The sequence below is a fragment of the Asticcacaulis aquihabitans genome, assembly GCF_032490435.1.
In the GTDB taxonomy this organism is placed as follows: Bacteria; Pseudomonadota; Alphaproteobacteria; order Caulobacterales; family Caulobacteraceae; genus Asticcacaulis.
On sequence record NZ_JAVGWM010000004.1, the window covers coordinates 212391 to 235488 of the forward strand.

Consider the following 23098-nt stretch of genomic DNA (forward strand, 5'->3'; position numbering starts at 1 on the left):
TCGTCATTTATGTCGACACACCTGAATGGGAGCTTTTCATGTCCGCCACTCTGTCCCTGTCCACCGCCTATCGCCCCGCCAGCGGCATCGCCATGGACGGTGGCATGATGTTCTGGGCCGGCCTTTGCTACGGGACGGCCAGCCTGTCCAACTATCTGGTCATGTCCGGCTATATCCACCTGCTCCATCCTGCCATGATCGGTCTGATATGGATGGGCGCCACGGCCGCCTTCATGCTGTTCGGCGTAATCCTGAAAGTCGGCAGTGACCGTCTGCTGCTGCAACAGCCGGCGGTCAAACGGTTTCGCGCTATATGGACTGGCCTGATCGTCGGCGCAGCGGTTCTTATCGCCGCCCTCATGATCATGATGGCGAAATTCGACCTTGGGTCTAATGCCAGCTTCATCGTCTCCCCGATTGCGCTGGGTGTCTATGGCATTGGCTGGCGCGTCGCCGCCGTCATGACCGGCAGCCGTTGGCCGAACCTGCTGACCATGGGATGTTTCGCCGGTGCGATCGGCCTGGCGGCTCTGGCCGGTACGGCGGCGCAATCCCTCGCCTATAGCCTGTGCCTTGTCGTCTTCGCCGTCATTCCCGGTCTGGCTTTACTTCTGCGTCAGCAAACGCCCGAAGCCGCTGAATAATATACCGTTCAAAGAGGAAATACCTGATGTCCAATCTCCAGTCCGATATCGACTACATAAAATCTCTGGCCGAAGACGGGAGTAAGGGCCCGTTGAAGAACGGCGCCACCTTGTTCTGCGCCGGCTTGATCTACGGCGTGGCTGCCATCGCCCACTATGCCATGATCATGAACTGGATACCCAAGTCGGGCGCCATGTCCGCTGTGATCTGGATCGGCGCCAGCATTCTGTTCGGGATTTGCGCCACGGTGTTTGGCATTAACCGAATGCGTGTCAAGGGATCGGTCAGCAACCGCGCCACGGCTTCGGCCTGGTCGGCGGTTGGAATCGGCATATTTTCCTTCATCGCCTGTCTGGTGATTATCGCCAATATATACCAAACCTTTGAGCCGCTATCCTATCTGATCGCGCCGGTAATCCTCCTGCTTTACGGCATGGGATGGTGGGTCAGCGCTCTGATGTCCGGCCAGGGCTGGTTGAAACTGGTCAGCTTCGGATGCTTCCTGGGGGCGCCGGCCATCTCCTTCCTGGCCGGCAATGCGCTTCAGATGCTTGCCTATGCCGCGTGTCTGTTTTTGTTCGCCATGGTGCCTGGCATTGTGTTGATGCGCGCAGACAGGGCCTAACGTCATGGGTGACGATTTTTCCATCGATGCCATTGACGATGTCATTCACGGGCGTTTACGGTTAGGGATCATGGCCTACCTGTCCACGGCCGGTTCGGCGGATTTTACCCTGCTGAAAACCAAGCTCCAGGCAACGGATGGTAACCTGTCGGTCCAGTTGCGCAAGCTGGAAGAGGCTGGTTACATTGGGATAGACAAGAGCTTTGTCGGCAAGAAGCCGCTGACGACCATAAGCCTGAGCCCGACCGGCCGCACAGCCTATATCGCTTACCTCGATGCCATGCGAAAGCTGATCTCCGATATGGAGGGCTGACCGATTATCCCTAAGGCGGCCTTTCCGCGCTCCTCTTGTCAAAAGGGGAGCGCTTCGCGTTTCGGCTCACGAAAAAATTCATTTCATGTGAAACCAAATTCGCGTTACACTTCCAAAAATAAGAGGAGGCGTGACATGCTGGAGACCCAATCGGGCGAAAACGCCCAATCTGACTTTCACGGCATTGTTGGCGGTTATATACCGGAACGCGCCGACTGGACCATCGACCAGAACTGGGCCGCCTACACCCCGGAAGAACACGCCACCTGGAAGACTCTTTATGAGCGTCAGATGACACTCATACCCGGCCGGGCCAGTCAGGCCTATCTCGACGGACTGGCTGAACTGCCGATTACGGCTGACCGTATTCCTGATTTCGAAGCCCTCTCCGACGCGCTGGAAAAGCGCACGGGGTGGCGGGTCGTGGCCGTGCCGGGCATGGTGCCCAATGATGTCTTTTTCAATCATATGGCCAACCGCCGTTTTCCGGCGGGACAGTTTATCCGCAAGGCGCGTCAGCTCGACTACCTGCAGGAGCCCGACGTTTTCCACGATATATTTGGGCACGTGCCGATGATGGTCAATCCGGTCATGGCCGACTTCATGCAGGCTTATGGCGAAGGCGGCCTGCGTGCCGAACGGCTGGGTGTGCTCGATTATCTGGCGCGGCTCTACTGGTATACGGTGGAGTTTGGCCTGATCGAAGAGGCGGGAGGCATGCGCATCTTTGGCGGTGGCATCCTCTCGTCATTTACGGAAACGCGGTTTGCGCTGGAAAGTGCGTCGCCAAATCGCATCGGCTTCGATCTGGAACGCGTCATGCGCACGGCTTACCGCATTGACGAATTCCAGGAGACCTATTTTGTCATGCCGTCGCTCGACACCCTGTTCGACATGGCCAATACGGATTTTGCGCCCATCTATGAAAAGCTGAAAGCCTTGCCCGATTTCGGCCTGGCCACGGTGACGCCCGATGACCATGTATTCACGCGCGGCACCGGCGACTATCATCGGGCCTTGCTCACCGGTGCCTGATGACCAGGAATTGACACCCGAGTAAAACCCATGATTGATGTCCCAAACGGGAGAAAACATCATGGAACTCAATCGTCGTCATCTGCTTGCCGCCCTGTCCGCACTCGGTCTTGCCGGTGCATCCGCTCAGGCCAAGCCGGTTAAATCACCTTTCAAGAAAATCGGCGTCCAGTTGTATACGGTGCGCGACGCCTTCGCCAAGGATCCGGTCGGTACGCTGAAGCGAGTAAAGGCCCTGGGTTACGATCAGGTCGAAACCATCGCGTTTGGCGGTTTTTCCGCCGCGGATTTCAAGGCCAGACTCAATGACGTTGGCTTGACCGCCCCGTCGGGTCACGTTGGTCTCACTGACTGGCAAACGCGTGCGGAAGCGGCGCTTGACGATCAAGTGGCTGTCGGCGCCCGTTATGCCGTCCTGGCCTGGCTGCCGACCGAAGACCGCGACGGCTGGAAAGCCTGGGCGGACAAGATGAACGCCTGGGGGCAACTGGCCAAGGCGCGCGGCCTGACCTTCTGCTACCACAACCACGATTTCGAGTTCAAAAAGACAGCGTCCGGCGAGATCCCGTATCACCTCCTGCTGGAAAATACCGATCCGTCCCTGGTAGCCTTTGAACTGGATTGTTATTGGGCCAGCTTTGCCGGCCATGATCCGGTCCACGTCCTTAAGGAACATGGCAGCCGCATTCGCCAACTGCATCTCAAGGACAAGCTGGCCGATGGTTCGATGGCACCGGTGGGCGAGGGGACGATCGACTTTGCCGCCGTGCTGAACACAGCCGTTAAGAGCGGAGTGGAAAACGTCTATGTCGAACACGACAACCCGACCGACCCGTGGGCGAGCATCGCCACCAGCATCAAGAATTTGAAGGGCTGAGCCATTTGAAGCGCTGAGCTTGGCGGCCGCCCCCTACTTCTTTGCCGCCATCTTCGCGTAGTAATCACTAAGAACGAAGAAGGCCATCTTGCGTTCGCCGTTCTCCGAAACTACGCCCTTGCGGTTCCAGCCCTGCTGCCAGATGTTCTGGCGGCGGGGCGAGCGGAAATCCTTCAAAATCCATGGCGACAGGCCGGCCAGGAACGGAATCCGGTCGGCCATGGCCAAGGTATTTTTGTAGTATTTCGCCTGATAGTCCTCGGTGAAACGGGCTTCACGCACCGGGTCGCGGACACCGTAAAGGGTTTCGGCGCCGAATTCCGACAGGATCAGCGGCTTGTTGAAGCTGGAATGCCAGACGGTTGCCGGCACGTCGGCGATCTTGTCGTTGCCGTACCAGCCATTATAGGTGTTGACCGCCATGACATCGAGTTCCGGGATCAACGGATCGTCGATAGTGATGTCGATATGGCCGTCGACGGTTTTCTTGCCGGTGAGCAGCGCTGCCGAGACCAGACGTGTGCCGTCCAGGGCCTTGGCTTCGCGCGCCAGCGCGGTCAGGAAGCTGTTGCGGGCGTCCGATATCGGCGTCTCATTGGCCACGCTCCAGATGATGACCGAGGCGCGGTTCCGGTCGCGGAGGATGTTTTCCGCCATCATGCTCTGCGCGACCTTGAGGGTGTCGGGATTGTCGAACTTCACCGCCCAATAGACCGGCACCTCACTCCAGACCAGAAGTCCCATCTCATCGGCCATGCGCGTGGTGATTTCCGAATGGGGATAGTGCGACAGGCGGACGTAGTTGCCGTGAAGACCCGTCTTGATCTCGCTGAGCAGGGCGCGCGACGCTTCCGGTGTGATGCGTCGCGATGGATTGGGACCGAACTCTTCTTCATGCAGGCAGATGCCGCGCAGGAAGATCGGTTCGCCGTTGAGGATGATCTGTGTGCCCTTGACCTCGATCGTACGGAACCCGATCCGGTCGGTTAAAACGTCAGCACCTGCCTTGACCGAAACCTCATACAGCGTCGGTGTGTCCGGCGACCAGCGCTTCAGGTCCTTGGGCGCGCGGGTGCTGAGCGACACATGGCCATCGGCGTCCGTGGTGCCCTTCAGGCTGAGTTTGAGCGCCGGCACGCTGACTTCGACGACTTGTCCCGCCTTGGCAGGGCCGTCCAGCGCGACGTCGGCCTTGATCAGGCCGTCGGTGGTGAGGCGGATAAAGTCGTCATCGACATAGGTTTCCGGCGTGGCGACCAGGGTGACATCGCGGATCAGCCCGCCATAGGTTTCCCAGTCAGTGACCTGGGTTGGTACGGAGTCAGGTGTGCGGGTCGAATCGACAGCGACAACAAGGTTGTTGTTTTTCTCGCGCAGCAGACGGGTGACGTCGAAGCTGAACGGCGTGAAGCCGCCTTCATGCTCGCCGACGCGGTGCCCGTTGAGATAGACCATGGTCTTGTAATCGGCGGCGGCGAAGCGCAGGAAGACCCTCTGGCCGGATTTGATCAATGCGGTATCGAAGCTCTTTTGATACCACATCAACCCGTTATAGTAGCGCAGTTCCGGTGAGTAGGCGATCCAGGCGGACGGTACCGGACCGACTGGCGCACGGGCCAGGTCGTATTCGAAAAAGACATCGGGATCGGCCTTCATCGCGGCCTCGACATTGACGTCCGAACCGCGGCCGTGCGTGACGTCCAAAGGCTTGCCGTGGAAATCGGCCATCCCGTCCTTGTAAGGGTCTACCGAATAGTGCCAGGGGCCGGAGAGGCTTTCTCCGGTGCGTCGGTCGGCATTGACCAGAACCGTACCTGGAACGGTGGTGCTGTAGGCCGGAGCGTCGGCAGGGCGGGCCGGTCTGGCGTCGGCAGGCGTGGCCAGAAGCGCGGCCGTGACGGCGACGACGAAAATCTGCGCTAACCTCATGACATCTCCTCCTGATATTTTGTCGGTGACAAGACACCGGGATGCGGGCCTTGTCAAACCCGCCGCTGGGGCGCAAAGTGACGGAATGCGCCCGACCTTATCTTCTGCTGAAATTGACGCCCTCGCCTATGATTTGCCGCAATGGACGCTTGAGCCCGGCGGCCTTGCCATAACAAGACACCTGGAATTCAAAGACTTCAAGACGGCGTTCACCTTCATGACCGAGGTCGCTGAAGCGGCCGACCGGCTGGACCACCATCCCGAATGGTCCAATGTTTACAATCGGGTGTCTATCCGGCTAACCACTCATGATTCCAAGGGCTTAACGGCCAGAGATATCGTTTTGGCGCGGGCTGTCGACGCTGCTGCCAGCGACTGACGGGCGAAACTCACGCATTTAATTTTTATTTTTCTGACCGTAGTGCTGTAGGTACAAAAGTTTGTGATCCCCTGAGTTCCAGGGGTCCGGCGGCGTCTAATAAGAGGATCACGGAATACCCCCATGCTTGAAAAGAAAAACACCATTCTGATCGTTGATGACGAGGAAGAGATCCGCAAGATGCTGAGCATCTTCCTCGATGCCGCGGATTTCAAGGTGTGCGAATGCGACAGTGGCAAGCAAGCCCTGCGCATGAGCGCTTCGGTCAGGCCCGATCTGATCCTGCTCGATCTCGGCCTGCCTGACATCGACGGCAAGGAAGTCATTACCAAGGTACGCGAATGGTCTAACGTGCCCATCGTCGTGCTGACCGCCCGTGCTGAGGACATGGAAGCGGCCCCCGCCCTGAATATCGGCGCGGATGACTATGTCACCAAGCCATTTTCTGCCGAAGTCCTTCTGGCGCGCATCAATGCCAACCTGCGCAAGTCCGCGGTTAAGGAAGTCGGTGATCCGGAAATCGTTCACGGCCCGATCCGCATGGACCTCGTGCGCCATGAAGTGTTCATTGACGATGAGCGCATCGGTTTCACGCCCAAGGAATATGATCTCCTGCGCTACTTCCTGGTCAATCGCGGCCGCATGTTGACGCACAAGCAGATCCTCAAGGAAGTGTGGGGCCCTGCGCACCTCGAAGACACCCAATATCTGCGCGTCTATATCGGTCAGGTCCGTGACAAGCTTGAGACGCGTCCGGGCCTGGGGAAATCGATCGTGTCGGAATCCGGCATCGGTTACCGCATGGACATGGTCAACTAGTCCCGATCGTGAGTATTAAAATAGAGGTCCGGTGGAACAGGTTTCACCGGACCTTTTTATTTGTTCCAGATGCCGTGGCGGGACTGAGTCTTACCGCTTCCTTATGAGCGGACAGTTTTTGCCGTCTTTGTAATTTATGGCGGAAAGCATAGCCTGAAATACAAGTTTCCTCCGATTACGGGCGGGGCTGTTCAATAGGAGAATACTATGCTCAACTGGATCGTAACCTTCTTTATTCTGGCCGTTATCGCGGCTTTCTTCGGTTTTACAGGCCTGGCGGGCACCTTTGCTGAAATCGCCAAGTTTATCGCCGTCATCTTTGTCGTGCTGTTTATCGCCAGCCTGGTTTACCGCATGATTACCGGCCGCAGTGCCAATCCACCTCTATAAAATGGCTAGAATCAAATAAAAAAGCCGGTCCTTCGCAGGGCCGGTTTTTTTATGGTTTAGGCCTGGCTGCCGATCAGGTCGCCTTTTTGTTGGCGTACCATAGGGTGAAAATGGCGCCACCTTCAGGGTGGTTCGACAATTCGATGCGGCCGTCGAGCAGGCGCATGATGTATTGGCAGATGGTGAGGCCCAGGCCTGTGCTGGCGTTTTGCTGGTCGGACTTCTGCAGACGGGTATATTTGTCGAAAACCGCCGCCTGCTTGGCGGGGGGGATGCCATCGCCATGGTCGCGAATACGCACGAAGCCTTCATTACCGGTGATTCCGTATTCGACCTCGATCACCGGCACGGCCGCCTTGCGGCCGCCGAACTTGAAAGCATTGTGCAAGACCAGGCCTATAGCGCGGGCGCCCAGCATCGGATCGGTAACCAGATCGTCGTTGCCGACGGGCGGAGCGATCTTTATTTCGCCGCGCGTCTTGAGGGGCCCCAGCCGCGCCAGGCTGTCATTGATCATCTGGCTCAGTCTGGCGGCTTCAAAGCGCGGTTTAACCGCGTCGGCCTCAAACTTCGCCATATCGAGGATGTTGGTGATGAAGTGGTCAAGCCGGAAGGCCTCGGTCAGGGCTGAGCTGATGAGCGACTTGCGCTTTTCCTCGCTCAGCTTGTCATAAAGCATCGTCATGACTTCGAGCGAGCCGATAATCGTCGCCAACGGCGTCTTGAGGTCGTGGGACACCGAGGATAGCATCTGGCGATGCAGGTACTCACGGATCTCGTCGTGAGTTGGGGAGGTCATCTCTTCGGGCTTCATAACCGTGTCTTACCAATATTGTCCTGCGCAAGCAACGCGCTCAAGCCATATACGATAGAAAAGGGAGCAAGGTCTTCGAACCCTGCTCCCTTTGGGTGTCAAAACCGATCAGCCAGGGGAAAACTGTGGCTTTGACATATGGGAAATCCTAAACGCTAAAAAAATCGACGGGTAATTTTCTACTTTTTGTCGGCGTTGTTTTCTTTTTGCTTGTCCGCGGCTGCCTTTACGTCTTCTTTGGCGTCCGTGACGACCCGCTCAGTGGCCGCACCGGTTTTAGACAGGGCCGAGGACGCCGCGTGACCGCTCTCTTTTATGGCGTCGCCAGCCTTGGCGAGCGCCGGACTGTCCTTAAGCTCGTCCGCCGCCTTGCTGGCGCCTACGGGCAGTTCGTCAATCACCTTGCCGACGCGGTCCCCGACCGTCACCGAATGGCTTTTGTTGTAAAACCATACGCCGGCAACGGCGAGGATAAGGACAAGGACGATCAGCAACAGAAATCGTCCAAGTCCCGGTCCGCGGTAAATATCATTGGCCATAGGTCATCCCCGCGTCGCGCATTTTTAATCGTTCCAGGTGCCGGCGATATGCGCATAGGCCGCCAATTCACCCTCGTCTTCTTCCGGATCGAAAAGCTCCGGCGGCAGATCGTCCTCGACATATTCACCCTCCAGTTTGACCTGGCGAACGGGGGAAGGTTTCGGAGTGGGAAAGGGGAGAATGGTGGCGTTCATGGCAGACGTCCGTTGATGAGATGGGCCATACCCACAAGGGTTAGGCGGTCTTGAATTGTGGATTGGTGACCGGGGGAATTTCAGACGGCAATTCCGGATTGCCATCCGGCGCGGGCGGATTGTATTCGGGCTCGCTGTCCGGGTTGGTCGCGGGTTCATGCGGCTCGATTTCCGGGTCCTCCGGATCGTTCGGGCCTTCGGAAGCGAACGCATTTTCGACTGCCGGGATCAAGCCGCTGATACGACGCAACGCCTTGGAAATATCGTCAATTCGGCGTTCCTGATCCGGTGAGGGAGGATTGCCGCCTTCGCCTTCGAACCGCAGGAAATCATCGAGAGACAAGGCCAATTCCTTTTGGGCTTCGATAAGGGTGTCATAACCGGCTTCGCTGATCTTCTGCGCGGCCTCCAGCCCCTTCAGATAGGTATTGGTCCAGTCGTTGAGTTTGGCGACCTGAAGCTTGACGTCGGTCTTCAACCGTGCGGCGTCACAACCGGTCAGAAGACGCTTCAGATCGTAGGATACCTGCTGCACGGAGGCGATATGATCTTCGTCATACAGAGCGGATAGGCCTGTTAGCTGGCTTGTCGCGGAAACTGGCGAGGCTTGCGTCTGATCGGCCGGCGCAGCGTTATCGGTGCCGGTCGTGCCCTGGCTTGTCGGGCTGGTAGTGACGTTTGAATCGAGCATGGCCTTTTCCTCCTGCAAAGTAATCTCATGATCCGCGAAGGCGGATATGGATGACCGTACGAAAAAGGCTGCAAAGGCACAGTGCCTAAGCCTGGCAGTGAGATAAGGGGGATATAAAAACCCGTATCACGCCGGGTGGCGCGAAGCCACGGCGCGCAGCTTTTGCGCCAGTATGTCGGGCAGGACCGGCTTGGAAATGTAGTCGTCCATGCCCGCGGCCAAGCAGCGTTCGCGATCCCCGGCTAAGGCATGTGCGGTCACCCCTATAATGGTGTGACGTGGGCCGCCCTGGCTTTCATCCTGACGGATTTGGCGGGTGGTTTCCAGCCCGTCCATGCCGTGCATCTGGACATCCATGAGGATAGCGTGAAAGGGGCCTTCCGCGTCAAGTATGCTTAAGGCTTCCGCGCCCGATGTGGCGGACAGAATGTCATAGCCCAACTCCTCCAACATAAGGGTCAGGACCATGATATTGGGTTCGTAATCCTCCACGATCAACACGCAGGGTTTGCGGCCATCTATCGGCGGCTCGGGCCGGTAATCGGCCGCAGGCGCGATTGGGCGGTTCGGATTGGCGCCACGCGGCAGGTCGAGCGTCAGGGTGAAGCTGGACCCTTCGCCCGGTTGGCTTTCGACATGGATATCCCCCCCCATGAGCTGGGTCAGGGAGCGGGCGATGGACAGGCCCAGGCCTGAACCGCCGAACCGGCGGGTGATACTCTCGTCGGCCTGAGTGAACTTTTCGAAGATGGCGGGCAGCTTATCGGCCGGAATGCCGATGCCCGAATCGTGCACTCGAACGATCAGGCCGCACATATCGCCGCTCAGCGGTCTGGCGCTGGCCTGGATGAGGATTTCGCCGCTATCGGTAAATTTAAGCGCATTGCTGACCAGGTTCATCAGCACCTGCTGCAGACGCGACCGGTCTCCGATCAGCCACATGCCGTTGGTGGTGTCCTCGATGCGGAAGCTCAGGCCTTTGCGCTCAATGTCCTGGCCGAACATGACGCGAATATCTTCCAAAATAGCCGAAATCTCGAAAGGTATGGCTTCCAGCTCGATATGATCGTCTTCGATGCGGCTGATATCGAGCAGGTCGTTGATCAGTTTGAGCAGCAGATCGGCATTTGTGCGTAAGGTATCGACTATCTTTTTCTGGTGATCGTCCAGGCGCGTATTCGCCAATACGGTGGCCAGTCCGGTCACGACGTTCATCGGCGTGCGGATTTCATGGCTCATGGTGGCCAGGAACCGGCTCTTGGCCTGGTTGGCCGCTTCGGCGCGTTCTTTGGCAGCGGTCAGCTCGATGCTTTGCTGGGCGTTTTCACGTAACAGCCGCTCCTTGGTGAAGGCGGCGACCATGATGGCCGGCAGAAGATCGAGATAGGTTTGGTTGACATCCTTGACGCAGTAGTCGGCAGCGCCCTTTTCCAGGGCTTCCAAGGCAATGCGCTCATCGCCGCCGGCCGTCAGGATGACGGCGGGGGGCACGACGGTCAGGTCGGTCAGGCGGTCGAGCATCTGCAGGCCGTTCATGCCGGGCAGGTTATAGTCGATCAGCAGCAGGTCGAAATCGTGCCTGTGCAGCAGATCGAGCGCATCCTCGGCGCTGCCGGCGGTTTCGACCTTTAGCCCCAGTCTTTCCATACGCTTCTGAAGCAGACGCGCCAGGGCGGCATCGTCTTCGACATAAAGAATCTGATGCATGGTTGGTGGTGTTTTGGACTCGTGGGCGATGGTGTGGGGCATGGGAGTTAGGCTCGGGTATGCGGGACGCGAACTGTGGTCAGCATCAGGCCAAGCTTTCGAATAGCATCGGAAAAGTCATCATATCCCACAGGCTTGGTCATGAAGGCATTACAGCCCAGGGCATAGCACCGGTCAATGTCTTTCGGGTTGTCGGTGGTGGTCAGGACGACGACGGGGATGTGGTGCGTCCGATCATCGGTCTTCAGACGTTGCAGAACCTCGAAGCCGTCGATGTCGGGCAGATTGAGATCGAGAACAATAATCGTCTTTTCAAGCGGTTCGGTACGCGCGGGCGTCCCGAAGAAGTAGGCTATGGCTTCTCCGCCGTCGCGCAGACGCACGATCGGATTCAATACGCCGGCCCGTTGTAAATTACGGTTGATGAGGCTGGCATGACCTTCATCATCCTCGACCAGAACGACAGTGAACGGTTCGGAAAAAGCGCTGATCATGCCGCGTCCTCCCGTTTACCGGACAGTTTTTCCGCTGCATCATTGGCGACAGGTTGGCGGCGCGGCAGGCTGACATAGAATGTCGTGCCGACATCGAGCTTGGATTCGAACCATATGCCGCCATTCATCTTACGCAAGGTGGCCTTGACGAAAGCCATGCCCAGGCCTAGCCCGCGCACGTCACCGGTATTACGCGCACGTCGGAAGATGTTGAACACGCGCTCGGCATCTTCGGCATCGATGCCGCGTCCATTGTCGTGAATAGAGAATATGTAATCGCGCGACGTTTCCAGGCAACTCATCTCGATATGGCCGGCGACACCCGGCCGCAGATATTTGACGGCATTGTCGAGCAGGTTGGAAAAGACCTGCTCAAGCGCCACGGGATCGGTCACCAGTTTGGGCAGTGGGTTGACCTTGACCTCGACCCCCTTGCTGGAAATCTCATAGCTTTGCGCGCCCAGGCATTTGTCGAACACGGCCTGGGCGTCGACGACTTCATCGCGGTAGGTGAACTTACCGATGCGCGATAAATCCAGAATGGCGGTTGTCAGGGTGTCCATCCGGTCCACGGCATTGCCGATGAAGCCCAGGGCCTCGGGAATGTCGCGCTTGAGAATATGCTCAAGCTTGGCCCAGGTTTCCTCGCCAATTCCTTTGCGCTTCGGTTCAAGCAGGTCGTCTATATCCTTCACAGCAAGCGTGAGCTCGTGAGAGAATCCTTTTAGGTTGACCAGGGGGGAACGCATGTCGTGCGACGTAATGTAGGTGAAGGCCTCCATGTCGGCGTTCAGCTGGCGCAGTTCTTCTTCGCGGCTCTTTTGTTCGGTGATGTCGGTATGGGTGCCGATCATGCTGCGGATCTGGCCGAACTTGTCCCAGGTGCCGATGCCGCGTGACATGACCCAGCGCCACGTGCCGTCCTTGTGTTTGAGGCGGAAGACGTTGTTATAGGTGGGTGTTTTTTTGATGATATAGTCGTGACGGACTTGCATATAGGATTCCAGGTCGTCAGGATGAATGCGGCCTATGAGGGAGCGGATATCCTCATCCAGCTCGCCCTCCTCAAAGCCCAGCATCGCCAGGTATTCCTTGGACATATAGATGGTTTCGTTGACGAAGTTGATCTCATACACCCCGTCATTGATCCCGTTCATAACCGCCCGGAACCGGGTTTCCGCCCGTTCGTTCTGCGCTTCGATAGCCTCGTTTTCGGCTTCCAGCTTGATGATCAGTACGGTGCCGGCCAGGAATATACCGACACCCAGAATGCTTCCGATGATCAGAATGTAGGCAAAGTTACGGCGGCGCGGCTCCACCAGCTTGCGCCGCTCCTCCATGTTGGTCAGGCGGCGCGCCGTGACAGTGGCCACCAACTGGCGCAATTCGTCCATCTGACGCTTCTGGATGCCCAGTGCATTCATGCTGATCTGGCCGCGGCCATGCCCACGCATGTAATTGATTTGCGATTCCAGAAGGCGCTCCATTCCGTCAAAGCGGTCGAGCAGGTTGCTGGTCTCAGCAAATGCGGTGTTTTCGTAATAGGTCGACTGGCGCAGGGTGTTGATTTCGTCGGGCAGGCGGGCGGCGGACACCTCGTACAGTTCAAGAAAGGCCTTGTCGCCGGATAGCACATATCCGCGCACGCTCGTTTCCATATTCACCATGTCCATCAGGATAACCTTGGTCTGGCGAATATTCTCATACTCATAACGAATGTGGTCGTTCAGGTTTTGGGATTTTGTGTACTGATCATAAATAATCAGGCTGAAAGAACAGAGCGCTATCGAAATAACACTGAAGAATGCCAGATATAGATGCTTAACATTCAAGCCCCAGGGTAGTCGCATATCTATCCGCCGGCCTCTATGGCGCCAATGAGATATATGTGGTCGACCCGCTCAATATTTGCATTAACAAGAGCTATTTAATGAAAACCTTAACGCAGGAAGGCGTCACCCAAGCGCTATGAGTGACATATCCGCCTTAAATCTAGCGTAAGGGCGTATAATGGAGCAATAAGCTGCGGCACCATTTTTATAAAGATGACATAAGTCCTAATCGCGCGAAAAAAGGCCGGTTAGCGCCGCGCCCGCTCCAGCTTGTCCTTTGGGGATAAGCTCCGCGACGTTCGCAAACCCTGCACAAATGCGCCGACCATGTTTGTTGCCTTGTCGATGACCGGTGCGACCATCGGCGCCTGGCTGTGAAATATCTGCTCGACGTCGCTACGGACGCGGTTAAAGATACGCGCGGCCACAGCCGCTGCAACACCCAGTATGACAAGGGTAAGGGCGGCGATCACCGCACAGGATGGCAGAACGTCCAGGTTGGCGGCAATTAGCTGCATGTAAATGAGCCATAACAGGCCGCCAATCATCAATGCGGAAAGGAATGTCCCGAATATCCCGAGCAGGAGGACGAGCGTCAGACCGGAAACCGCGCTCATGACATGGGCTTTCGCCGTATTGAGCTTTTTCGTCGCCGACAAAAGCTCGAAAATTCGCGAAACCCAGAACATGATGCGATTGCCTCCTATGGCGGTGGACTCCGGTACATATGACACAAAAACGCCGGGCAGCCTGAAAGGGCCGTCCGGCGTCATGTGTATTGGCTTAGCGGCGGGTAAGCAGGGCGCCGAGGATAAAGCCGGCGCCGAGCGCGATGGCTGACGAACGGATCGGGTTCGTCTTGATTTCGCTTTCGATCTTACGCGTATATTGCGATGTGGTGTCGGCGGTGCGATCGAACAGGCCACGCACCTTTTGTCCGGCTTCGTTGGCATAGCCGCTGACATTGTTGAGAACATCTTCACCGCGATCCTTCACGTCGTCGATCGCGTCGCGCGCCCGGTCGGCGGCATCGCGGGCGCTATTGCGCAGATCGTTTTCGGCCAGGCCCTTGGTGACATTTGCGGCGGCTTTGGTTGCGGAAGACAGCATGGGTCGATTACTCCTGCACAGAGACTGCCGGAAACCGGCATTTACGGGTTTTTCGGGGGAGGAAGAAAAGGGGGTCACGTTCACAGCAGGCTTGTCTGAAACCCAGGGGCTGGGGGGGCGGAGAAGGGCTTGAGAGAAGCGGCCGTGAACGTGATGATTTAAGATTATCGGTCCGGCTTTAAGGAAGCGATGTGACGCCTGCTAGGCGAAAATAAAGATTGCATAAAAATGCGGGGTGACCGCCTGCCGGTGTAAATGACTTACCTCATTCTTATCCCTTCATCACGGTCCGGTGCATCCTTTTTATGTCGGTGAGGCTAGGCTACAAGGGATCGCGGGGGCTAGTCCCGGCGACAGATTGCAGGAGAATTCATCATGACTGTTAAAGCCAGCATCAAGGAAACCGCCGGCGCTGCCGAAGAAGAACTGGGCGAAGCGCTGAAAAACGACAAGATGGCCGACAAGGGACGTCAATTGCGCAACGAAGGCCGTATCGAAAATGGCAAGATGCCGAAGACGCACGTCCCAGGCACCGAAAAAGACAATGTAAAGCTCGGCTCCTAATCGCCCTGCCATATGAAAAAAGCCTCCCCATCGAACGATCGGGAGGCTTTCTTTTTTGGTTTAAAACGCTATTTATTCCGCGGCGTTTTCCTGGTCCACAGCCGCCGGGCTGTAGCCCAGGTGGGCCAGAAGGTCCTTGATCTTGATGGACGCGAAATGAATTGAGGAATCCGCTACGCCGTAGGGCATGAAAATCCAGTCACCGATACGCATGGCGCCGCAGGTATAGATGACATTGGGGACATAGCCTTCGCGGTTATCTTCGGACGGCGACAGAAGCGGTTCTGTCGATCGGGCCAGGACAATGCGCGGATCGTCCTTATCCAGCAGGGCTGCGCCCAGGGAATAGCGGCGCACCGCACCGACCCCATGGGTCAGGACCAGCCAGCCTTCGTCCAGTTCGATGGGAGAGCCGCAATTGCCCATCTGGATCAACTCCCATGGGGCTTCCGGACCCAAAATACGGTCGCCGTAGTTCCATGTGTATTTGTCGTCGCTCTCCAGGTAGAAGATGCTTTCGTGGTCCAGACGTCCCACGGCGGCCCACCGCCCATTTATCTTGCGTGGAAATATGCCGAGCCCCTTGTGCCCAGAGGCCGCGCCTCGGAAGGGCGTGAGCTTGAACGAGCGGAAATCCGACGTTTCCAGACACTCGCACGCGGTCTCCTTGCCGTTATAGGCGGTATAGGTGCCCATATAGCTGGCGCTACCGCTTTCATCGGTGAATTTCAACATACGTAGGTCTTCAAGCCCGTTGCTTTGCGACCGGGTGACCGGAAAGAGAACGGTTTCCGAGATCGGACAGGCCTGGTGCCCGTGAACCGTCACGACACCGTCCAGCGGCGCATTACCCTGCGGCTTGGCGGCGACGGCAAAATCGGCTTCCGGCTTGAGTTCGACCGTGCCATCGGGATGAAACGTGCCTTCGCGGAAGGAGACCGTCGAAATGTGACCTTCACCGACCGTGCGCGTCGACATGATGAAATTAACGCCTTCGCCGGCACCGCTCTGGTCGGGGTGAAGAACGACGGAAGGGTTCATGACCGCCGCCGCCGAATAGCTATATTCATGGCAGAAATAGGCGCCGATAAGCGCCATATGGTCTTCGCCCAGCGTGTCCAGCCCGCCGTTCATGGCCTTGATCTGGCGGAATCGTTCGAGGAAAATGCCGCGTGCCTGCCAGTGACGTGAGGTGAAGTCGCGATTGACCACCTCCAGTTCGTTACGCACCTGTTCGAGCGACATGGCCGCAATGGCATCGCAAATGCGACTGACCCGGGAGCCGGCACCCATGGCGCTGTCACGCGGAGTGATGGAAATGGTGAACGGCAGGATGACCACCCGTTCCGGATTGGCGTGCAGAGTAATCGGGCTAATAAGCATTTCAGTCATAGTGTATCCCCTCAGATGCCGGTCCTTCCGGTCCGGTTTAGGCAAGGCAAAGTCGCGAACCGCCTTGGCGGTTCGCGTACGTGAGGGCCTGTATTTTGCAGGCCAGGTGTTTACAGGTCGGCTTTGAGAGCCGCCCAGCTCATGGGATAGGACAGGATCGATTCCGCGCCCTGATTCAGGTTGACGCCATTTGGGTTCAGCCCGTCATAGCAACCGCCGTTGCCATCGAGCAGACTGAGACCTGAGGTATTCTCGCCATGGAACCAGGCAAAGGCGCGCATAGCTTCGTCACGCCATTTCGTATCGCCGCTGATCCGCAGGGCTGTCAGGCAGGCGTCGATGGTGGCAAGGACTTCCAGGGGTTGTTGATCGTACAGCGGGTGATCCGGGCCATCGTCGGAAAACTTCGAATTGGGAATGGGCGCGAAGACGCTATTGCGAGTTTGCTTTTTCATTAGCCAGGTCAGGGAGGCCAGGCCGTCCTTCACCATTTCGGCTTCGCCCAGGAAGGCGCCACCGACGATCAGACCTTCGCAGACACGCGCATTGTCATAGGACAGGGACGGTTCGAACCAGTTGTGACCAGCACGAACTTGCGTTCTGAGACGGTCGTGAAGGTCGCGGGTAAGGTAACGCACCATGACCTGAATTTCCTGGCCATCGCCGAAAACACCGAAGGTACGCACCAGGTTCTTTATCATAACGGCGCGTGACCGCAGTGAGTTCCATGTCGGTGTCTTCGGCAGAATCTGGGCGGCCAGATCACTGGCCCATTGACGCAGGTCGGCAGGCAGGTTGGAGCGGGCCACGTCGATCAGGCATTCATAGGAGCGCGCGCAGCAGTCGTCGGAGCCGCCGTCATCCAGCCATTCGCGGTTATAGGACATGAAGTTGCGGAACCGGCTGTCATTATTCCAGGCATGGTTCATGAAGGAGGCATAGATGTAGCCAAGCTTCATTTGCTCAGGCGTCAGGGGCCCTAGGTTCGATTGCCGCGCCACCAGTGACAGCGCCCGAGCATTGTCATCGGCGCAATAGCCGTGCTGACGGTCGGGCAGACTATATTTGCCATGCTGGAAGATGCCGCAATCGTCGGTCATGCGGGCAATCGCGTTCCATGACGGCGCTTCCGGTAGGGACACAATCAACTTTTCCGGCGGCACGTCGTAATTGGCGACATCTGACTCGGCTTGGGTAACATAGGCGCGAGCAACTTCGCTCCAGCGCGACGGTTGGGCGGCCTGGTAGGCTCTCATGGACATCTCCGTACGCAGGTGATCGTTGTCCAGCAGGCTGGAAATGGCTTTGGCAAAGGCTGCGACGTCGCTGAACGGACAAATAATGCCGACGCCGTCAGCCAGGGCTTCGGTGGCGTGCCAGTAAGGTGTCGAAACGGTGGGCCGTCCCAGCGCCAGCGCGTAGCTAAGCGTGCCCGACGTGATCTGGGTTTCTGTCAGATAGGGTGTGACATAGACATCCGTCGCCTGAAGCACATCGATCAGGTCATTGTCGTTCATAAACCGGTTGATGAAGCGTACATTCTCTTCGACGCCGAGTTCCGCGGCCATGGCGATCAGGCTTTCGCGATACTTTTCGCCTTCATTACGCACCAGGTGCGGATGGGTGGCGCCGATGATGAGATAGACGACCTCCGGGCACGTCTTGCGAATTTCCGGCAAGGCCTTGATCACCGTTTCGATGCCCTTGTTCGGCGACAGAAGACCGAAGGTCATCAGGGTTTTCTTGCCGGTCAGATGCAGCATCGGCTTGAATTCGGAGGTGGCGCGCAGGGGGCGCGAGGGCGCGCCGTGCAACACGACCTGGATCTGCTCATCCTTGACGCCGTACACACGCTTCAAAATATCCCGGCCCTTCTGGGCCATGGTCACCAGGGTCGAAGAGAGGCGGATCAGGGCCTTCATGACGTGGCGCTGCTCATCGTTCGGGTTTTCCAGAACCGTGTGCAGGGTGGTTACGATCGGCATGTTCAGGCGTTCCAGGCATTCGATCAGGTAAGCGCCCGACGGGCCGCCATAGATGCCGAATTCATGCTGCACGAACAGCACCTGGGTGCCGTTGTCATTCAGTTCGTCGGCCAAGGCGCGATAAGCGGCAATATCGTTCTGAGGCACCTGATGCGTCACTTCCGACGGATAGTCATAGGCCGCGCCGGGGTCGTTCATGGCGATGACGCTCCAGCTGGCATGAGGCAGGGCGCGTGACAGGCAGGCATACATATCGCGTGTGAACGTGGCCAGACCGCACTGACGGGGCGGAAAGTTACCGATGATGGCGGTTTTCGACAGAGTCATGCCGGGGGCGCCAATTCGGTCAGGAACGGATCGGTTAAGCGTAGCGGCCGCCGTAGCGGGTAAGCCTTCCATCTCCGCTTCCAGGTCACTGGCGATTTCGAAGCTGTTGGCTTGTAACATGTCGCTCTCCGCTAGAAATTCAGAGTCCCAGCCGAAAAGTTACAGATACGCTCTGACAAAACCTTTTTAGGGGACGTGATGTTAGGAATGGGGGCAGGACTTTGGAGTGCCTGCTGACGAGACGACACTGCCGGTTCGCCTGTAAAGATTCAGTACGGAACACCCCGCACTGCAATAAGTGCGGAGTCACAAGCGCGTGAAGGCGTTGCGGCTACGGTTTAACCACAGAAAAAGAAGCTGTTGGCGGTCAGGCGCCCGGTACGTGGGTCCTCGCTGAGGCGCGCACCGTCGAACAGCGCGCAATGCAGCAGGTTGCTACGGTATAGGATGAGGCGATTGAATTTGGGCTCGACGGCTTCCAAAAGGGTATAGTTGGGCGTGTCCGCGCCCGTATATCCGTTCAAATGCGCGGCCGCCGCCTCGAGCTCCCGCGCGACGATGGCCATGTAGCGCTCGCGACGTTCGGGCGGGATGGATTCGTAGCCGGTCGTGTTGTGGCGAAAGAAGCCGGTGCCGCCGGCCTGGTCGCGCGCCAGGTAATGCACCATGGCCAGACCGCGGGGGTCGGGCTGATCATAATGCGGGATTTTTTGCAGCGGAACCAGTTCGTCGGATCTTCGCGTCGACAGGGCGAAAAAGGCGCGGGCGCTCATCTGGCCCTTCCCTATACCGAAGGCGCGCATCAGGGTCGGGCGCAGTATGGGCACTAAGGCCTGAAGATAGGCCGTGGGGATGGCGGCGTTCACGCCGGGATAGTAGGTCGCTTCCGGGGCGGCGAACGGGGTTCGCGCCGCCGCTTCGATCAAATCATCTGGATTGAGCAGGACATCGTCTATGACGATCAGCGGATTCTGTTCGTCACCAATATGCATCAGGCGCACACGCGCCTGCGGATTGAGTTGAATGCTTATTTCTTCCCCGGACATGTCGCCATGATAACGCAGTCCGGCGCTGTCGGCTCGGAATTTATTTCGTTCTTTATTGCGGTGGCACACCACCACCCAGCGCCTGATAGAGGGTAGACTGGTTGATCAATTGCGACAGGCGGTTGTTGTCATAGCTGAGCTGTTCCTGGCGCAGGGATTGCTGCGCATCAAGCCAGATGCGAAGGGCGACCGAACCGGTGCGATAGCGTACGGCATAAAGGGATTCGGCCTTGCGCGCGGCGGCCAGGCTGGCGGCCTGGGCGTCAGCCTGTTGCGCCAGTTGTGTGCGCGCCGACAGGGCGTTGTCTGTGTCGGCGAAGGCCTGCAACAGGGTTGTCTTGAAGGTCAGGACGGCAATGTCGTATGTCTTTTCGCTGATCTTGACGTTGCGGTTCAGGCGCGGGAAATCGAGAAACGGCAGGCTGAGCGATGCGGCCAGCGACCCGGTCGGATTGCGGAACAAGGCACCCAGTTCGCTCGACGACGCGCCGCCTGATGCGGTCAGGTTGAGGCCGGGATAGAGTGACGTTCGGGCAATATCGACATCGGCCAAGGTTTCACGCAAACGCCATTCGGCAGCGCGTAAATCGGGCCGGCGACCCAGCAGTTCGGCGGGCAGGCCGGCACGGACATCGGGCAAAGGGGTATCGGGCAGGACTTGCGGTTCGCTGGTCTGCGGCCACGGATCGCCGCCCAGCAGAACGGTGAGTGATGACCGGTATTCGACAAGTTGCTGTTGCAGGTCGGCCAGGCTGGCAATCTGCGAATTGACGCTTTGCTCGCTTTCCGACACCTCGACGCCCGAAACGGCCCCGGCTTTATGCTGAATGGTGACGAGGTCCAGCACCTTGCGCGCATAAGCCAGGTTTTGTTCACCGACCGTGATCTGCTGATGCGTATAGGCGATGCGCCAGTACAGTTCCGCCGTCGTTCCGATGAGGGCGAGGCGGGCGGCTTCGCGATCTTCGGCGGTCGCCTGGACCTCCCAATTCGCGGCGCGTGTGGCGGCAGCCAGGCGGCCCCACAGGTCTGCCTCGTAGGAGACGCCCAGACTGGCCGACCAGCGCGTGGCGTCACCCGTACTTACGCCGACATTGCCGTTCGCCGAGGGGAGCTGGTCAAGCCGTGTCAATCCGGCCTGTAGCTTGGCCTGTTGTACACGCAGGGCAGCCGCCGACAGGTCGTTGTTCTTGGCGAGCACGTTCGAAACGAGGCTGTTCAACACCGGATCGTTGAAGGCCGTCCACCAGTCAGTCAGATCGGAAGCAGCATTCGCTCCCTGTCCGGTCGTATCCTCGGCATGTGCGAACCGGCCCGGTGTCGGTACCGATGGCGTGTGATAGGGTGTCGATGCGCAGGCCGTCAGCAGGGCCGCCAGGCCGAGGGCGGAAAATATTCTGATTTTCGCGAAATGATGCATTAGTCCCTCGCAAGCGCGGTGACGGGATCGAGCTTGGCGGCATTGCGCGCCGGCAGGAACCCGAAGACGACGCCGATCAGGGTCGAGCACAGGAAGGCCGCGATGATCGATATCGGTGAATAGACCAGGGTGAAATCGCTGCTGAACAGCTTGAAGATCACACCGAACAGTAGGGCGGCGACAATCCCCAGCACGCCGCCGATCAGACAGACAAGGACCGCTTCGATGAGGAACTGCTGCATGATATCGCGCGTTCGCGCGCCGACGGCCATGCGGACGCCGATCTCGCTGGTCCGTTCGGTGACGGAGACAAGCATGATATTCATCACCCCTATGCCGCCCACGATGAGCGAAATAATGGCGATGGCGGAGATCAGAACGGTCAGGGTCGTGGTCGTGGCCGTGATCGTCTGGCGAATTTCATCCGTGTTCAGAATGGTGAAATCCTGGGTGCCGTGGCGCTGGGTGAGAAGCGTGGTAACGCCCGCCTGGGCCACGCTTGATTCCGTGTCGTCCTTGATGCGGACGGTGATGCTGCGCAACACATTGGTGCCCAATATGCGCGAATTAACGGCTGTATAGGCCATGTAGATATTGAGCGCGTCCGGGCTGCCGCCGCCTATGCCGGTGCTCTTGTTGGTCACACCGACAATGCGCGCCGGCACGGACCCCAGCAGAATGACCTGGCCGAGCGGTTTCCCACCCCCGTTTGGATAGAGGGTGTTGTAGGTGTTGTCGTCGATGACGACATCCTGGCTAAGGCCTGAGACATCTTCTGCCGTCAGCCAGCGCCCCTGCGCCATGGTCAGGCCGCGCACCCGGTCATATTGTTCGCCCACGCCCATGATCGTGGCGTTTGCGGCGATAGCGCCTGACCGCATGACCGTGTTCGACTGCACCAGCGGGGTCACGCTGTCGGCATAGGGCTGTTTAGCCAAGGCATTGGCGTCCGAGACCACCAGTGTTCGCACCCGTCCGGAGCGTGTATCGCCGAAGCCCTGGCCGGGATTGATTTGCAAGGTATTTGTGCCAATCGAGGCGATCTGCGCCAGGACCTGCTGGCGCGAGCCCTCACCCAAGGCGACGACGCAGACGACCGAAGCGATGCCGATAATAATGCCGAGCATGGTCAGGAAGGTACGCATGCGATGGGCGTTCATGGCCAGGACCGCCATGCGGAAGGCTTCGTTGAAGCTGTCGATCGCGGCCTGGAATCCGCCCTGGCTGGTCGCGGCGATGGGCGGCAGGCCCTGATCCTCGGCGACACCGCGGCCTTCACCCTTTCGGTCATTGATGATGCGGCCATCGCGGATTTCGATGACGCGTTCGCAATGCTCCGCCACTTCCATGTCGTGTGTGACGATAATGACGGTGTGGCCTTCCTTGTGCAGGCCTTTCAGAATACGCATCACCTCTTCACCCGACGCGGTATCGAGCGCGCCGGTGGGCTCGTCGGCCAGGACGATTTCGCCGCCGTTCATCAGGGCGCGGGCGATGGAAACCCGTTGTTGCTGCCCGCCCGACAATTGTCCCGGGCGGTGACCGGTGCGATCGGCCAGGCCCAGCCGGCCCAGGAGATCGGCTGCGCGCGTTTTGCGATTTTCCGGCAGCGTTCCCGAATAGATGGCGGGCACTTCGACATTGCCCAGCGCCGTCAGGTCGCCGAGCAGATGATAGCGCTGAAAGATAAAACCAAAATGCTCACGGCGCAGTTCGGCCAGTTCATCTGGACCGAGTTCCGAGGTTGGCCGGCCCCCGACCTTGTATGTGCCGGCGGTAGGCCGGTCGAGACAGCCGAGAATATTCATCAGCGTCGATTTGCCCGACCCCGACTGGCCGACAATGGCCAGCATCTCACCCGGCATGACGGTAAGGTCAATATCGTGCAGAACGGTTATGGTGCCTTCGCCGGCGGGAAATTCGCGCCTGAGCTTGGACACTTCCAGGGCAGGAGGTGCCGTCATGACAAA

Annotated in this window: 24 protein-coding genes; 9 read left to right on the top strand and 15 right to left on the bottom strand. The window is 58.2% G+C overall.

Annotated elements, in window-relative coordinates; genetic code table 11:
• The first annotated feature begins 38 nt into the window (after window positions 1-38).
• The 5 genes from RCJ00_RS15320 (at window position 39) to RCJ00_RS15340 (ending at window position 3495) form a co-directional block, all read left to right on the top strand.
• Window positions 39-644, top strand: coding sequence for a hypothetical protein (locus RCJ00_RS15320; protein WP_316223038.1), 606 nt, complete (start codon window positions 39-41; stop codon window positions 642-644).
• Window positions 645-670: 26 nt separating this feature from the next.
• On the top strand, window positions 671-1270 hold the full coding sequence (locus RCJ00_RS15325; RefSeq protein WP_316223039.1) for a hypothetical protein: 600 nt from the start codon (window positions 671-673) through the stop codon (window positions 1268-1270).
• Between the two features lie 4 nt (window positions 1271-1274).
• The gene (locus RCJ00_RS15330; RefSeq protein WP_316223040.1) at window positions 1275-1583 is read left to right on the top strand and encodes a winged helix-turn-helix domain-containing protein; all 309 of its coding nucleotides are present in this window, start codon (window positions 1275-1277) and stop codon (window positions 1581-1583) included.
• 135 nt (window positions 1584-1718) lie between these two features.
• Window positions 1719-2618, top strand: coding sequence for a phenylalanine 4-monooxygenase (gene phhA, locus RCJ00_RS15335; RefSeq protein WP_316223041.1), 900 nt, complete (start codon window positions 1719-1721; stop codon window positions 2616-2618).
• Between the two features lie 61 nt (window positions 2619-2679).
• Window positions 2680-3495, top strand: coding sequence for a sugar phosphate isomerase/epimerase family protein (locus tag RCJ00_RS15340; protein ID WP_316223042.1), 816 nt, complete (start codon window positions 2680-2682; stop codon window positions 3493-3495).
• A 33-nt stretch (window positions 3496-3528) separates the two neighbouring features.
• Here the strand turns inward: RCJ00_RS15340 and RCJ00_RS15345 are convergent, their stop codons facing one another.
• Window positions 3529-5424: a glycoside hydrolase family 2 protein gene (locus RCJ00_RS15345; RefSeq protein WP_316223043.1), complete on the bottom strand. Its 1896-nt coding sequence runs from the start codon at window positions 5422-5424 to the stop codon at window positions 3529-3531.
• Window positions 5425-5509: 85 nt separating this feature from the next.
• Here RCJ00_RS15345 and RCJ00_RS15350 point away from each other — a divergent pair, with 85 nt between their 5' ends.
• The 3 genes from RCJ00_RS15350 (at window position 5510) to RCJ00_RS15360 (ending at window position 7012) form a co-directional block, all read left to right on the top strand.
• Window positions 5510-5803 (top strand): 4a-hydroxytetrahydrobiopterin dehydratase, encoded by a 294-nt coding sequence (locus RCJ00_RS15350; protein WP_316223044.1) that lies wholly within the window; start codon window positions 5510-5512, stop codon window positions 5801-5803.
• A gap of 123 nt (window positions 5804-5926) precedes the next feature.
• Window positions 5927-6622 carry a response regulator gene (locus tag RCJ00_RS15355; RefSeq protein WP_316223045.1) on the top strand — a complete coding sequence of 232 codons (696 nt, stop codon included), beginning with the start codon at window positions 5927-5929 and terminating at the stop codon, window positions 6620-6622.
• Between the two features lie 207 nt (window positions 6623-6829).
• A complete protein-coding gene (locus RCJ00_RS15360; RefSeq protein ID WP_023457465.1) occupies window positions 6830-7012 on the top strand; it encodes a DUF1328 domain-containing protein in 183 nt (60 codons plus the stop codon).
• Window positions 7013-7085: 73 nt separating this feature from the next.
• On the opposite strand, the gene RCJ00_RS15365 is transcribed toward RCJ00_RS15360, so the two are convergent.
• From RCJ00_RS15365 to RCJ00_RS15405, 9 genes are all read right to left on the bottom strand, one after another.
• Window positions 7086-7826 carry a sensor histidine kinase gene (locus tag RCJ00_RS15365; RefSeq protein WP_316223046.1) on the bottom strand — a complete coding sequence of 247 codons (741 nt, stop codon included), beginning with the start codon at window positions 7824-7826 and terminating at the stop codon, window positions 7086-7088.
• 179 nt (window positions 7827-8005) lie between these two features.
• Window positions 8006-8365, bottom strand: a complete 360-nt coding sequence (locus tag RCJ00_RS15370) for a hypothetical protein (RefSeq protein WP_316223048.1) — start codon at window positions 8363-8365, stop codon at window positions 8006-8008.
• A gap of 24 nt (window positions 8366-8389) precedes the next feature.
• Window positions 8390-8560 carry a hypothetical protein gene (locus RCJ00_RS15375; protein WP_316223049.1) on the bottom strand — a complete coding sequence of 57 codons (171 nt, stop codon included), beginning with the start codon at window positions 8558-8560 and terminating at the stop codon, window positions 8390-8392.
• Window positions 8561-8600: 40 nt separating this feature from the next.
• Window positions 8601-9251, bottom strand: a complete 651-nt coding sequence (locus RCJ00_RS15380) for a hypothetical protein (protein WP_316223050.1) — start codon at window positions 9249-9251, stop codon at window positions 8601-8603.
• A gap of 126 nt (window positions 9252-9377) precedes the next feature.
• On the bottom strand, window positions 9378-11000 hold the full coding sequence (locus tag RCJ00_RS15385) for a response regulator (RefSeq protein WP_316223051.1): 1623 nt from the start codon (window positions 10998-11000) through the stop codon (window positions 9378-9380).
• Window positions 11001-11005: 5 nt separating this feature from the next.
• Window positions 11006-11452, bottom strand: a complete 447-nt coding sequence (locus RCJ00_RS15390) for a response regulator (RefSeq protein WP_316223052.1) — start codon at window positions 11450-11452, stop codon at window positions 11006-11008.
• Window positions 11449-13302 (bottom strand): sensor histidine kinase, encoded by a 1854-nt coding sequence (locus RCJ00_RS15395; protein WP_316223053.1) that lies wholly within the window; start codon window positions 13300-13302, stop codon window positions 11449-11451. Before RCJ00_RS15395 ends, RCJ00_RS15390 begins: the two co-directional genes overlap by 4 nt.
• A 230-nt stretch (window positions 13303-13532) precedes the next feature.
• Window positions 13533-13973: a hypothetical protein gene (locus tag RCJ00_RS15400; RefSeq protein ID WP_316223054.1), complete on the bottom strand. Its 441-nt coding sequence runs from the start codon at window positions 13971-13973 to the stop codon at window positions 13533-13535.
• Between the two features lie 94 nt (window positions 13974-14067).
• Window positions 14068-14394, bottom strand: coding sequence for an ElaB/YgaM/YqjD family protein (locus RCJ00_RS15405; RefSeq protein WP_316223055.1), 327 nt, complete (start codon window positions 14392-14394; stop codon window positions 14068-14070).
• A gap of 375 nt (window positions 14395-14769) precedes the next feature.
• Here RCJ00_RS15405 and RCJ00_RS15410 point away from each other — a divergent pair, with 375 nt between their 5' ends.
• Window positions 14770-14958, top strand: a complete 189-nt coding sequence (locus RCJ00_RS15410; protein ID WP_316223056.1) for a hypothetical protein — start codon at window positions 14770-14772, stop codon at window positions 14956-14958.
• Between the two features lie 72 nt (window positions 14959-15030).
• Here RCJ00_RS15410 and RCJ00_RS15415 read toward each other — a convergent pair whose 3' ends face one another.
• From RCJ00_RS15415 to RCJ00_RS15435, 5 genes are all read right to left on the bottom strand, one after another.
• A complete protein-coding gene (locus RCJ00_RS15415) occupies window positions 15031-16350 on the bottom strand; it encodes a glycoside hydrolase family 130 protein (RefSeq protein ID WP_316223057.1) in 1320 nt (439 codons plus the stop codon).
• Between the two features lie 110 nt (window positions 16351-16460).
• Window positions 16461-18782 (bottom strand): glycosyltransferase family 4 protein, encoded by a 2322-nt coding sequence (locus RCJ00_RS15420; RefSeq protein WP_316223058.1) that lies wholly within the window; start codon window positions 18780-18782, stop codon window positions 16461-16463.
• Between the two features lie 218 nt (window positions 18783-19000).
• Window positions 19001-19708 (bottom strand): DUF6445 family protein, encoded by a 708-nt coding sequence (locus RCJ00_RS15425; RefSeq protein ID WP_316223060.1) that lies wholly within the window; start codon window positions 19706-19708, stop codon window positions 19001-19003.
• Between the two features lie 52 nt (window positions 19709-19760).
• The gene (locus tag RCJ00_RS15430; RefSeq protein WP_316223061.1) at window positions 19761-21128 is read right to left on the bottom strand and encodes an efflux transporter outer membrane subunit; all 1368 of its coding nucleotides are present in this window, start codon (window positions 21126-21128) and stop codon (window positions 19761-19763) included.
• Window positions 21128-23092, bottom strand: coding sequence for a MacB family efflux pump subunit (locus tag RCJ00_RS15435; RefSeq protein ID WP_316223062.1), 1965 nt, complete (start codon window positions 23090-23092; stop codon window positions 21128-21130). The genes RCJ00_RS15430 and RCJ00_RS15435 overlap by 1 nt, the downstream gene beginning before the upstream one ends.
• Between the last annotated feature and the right edge of the window lie 6 nt (window positions 23093-23098).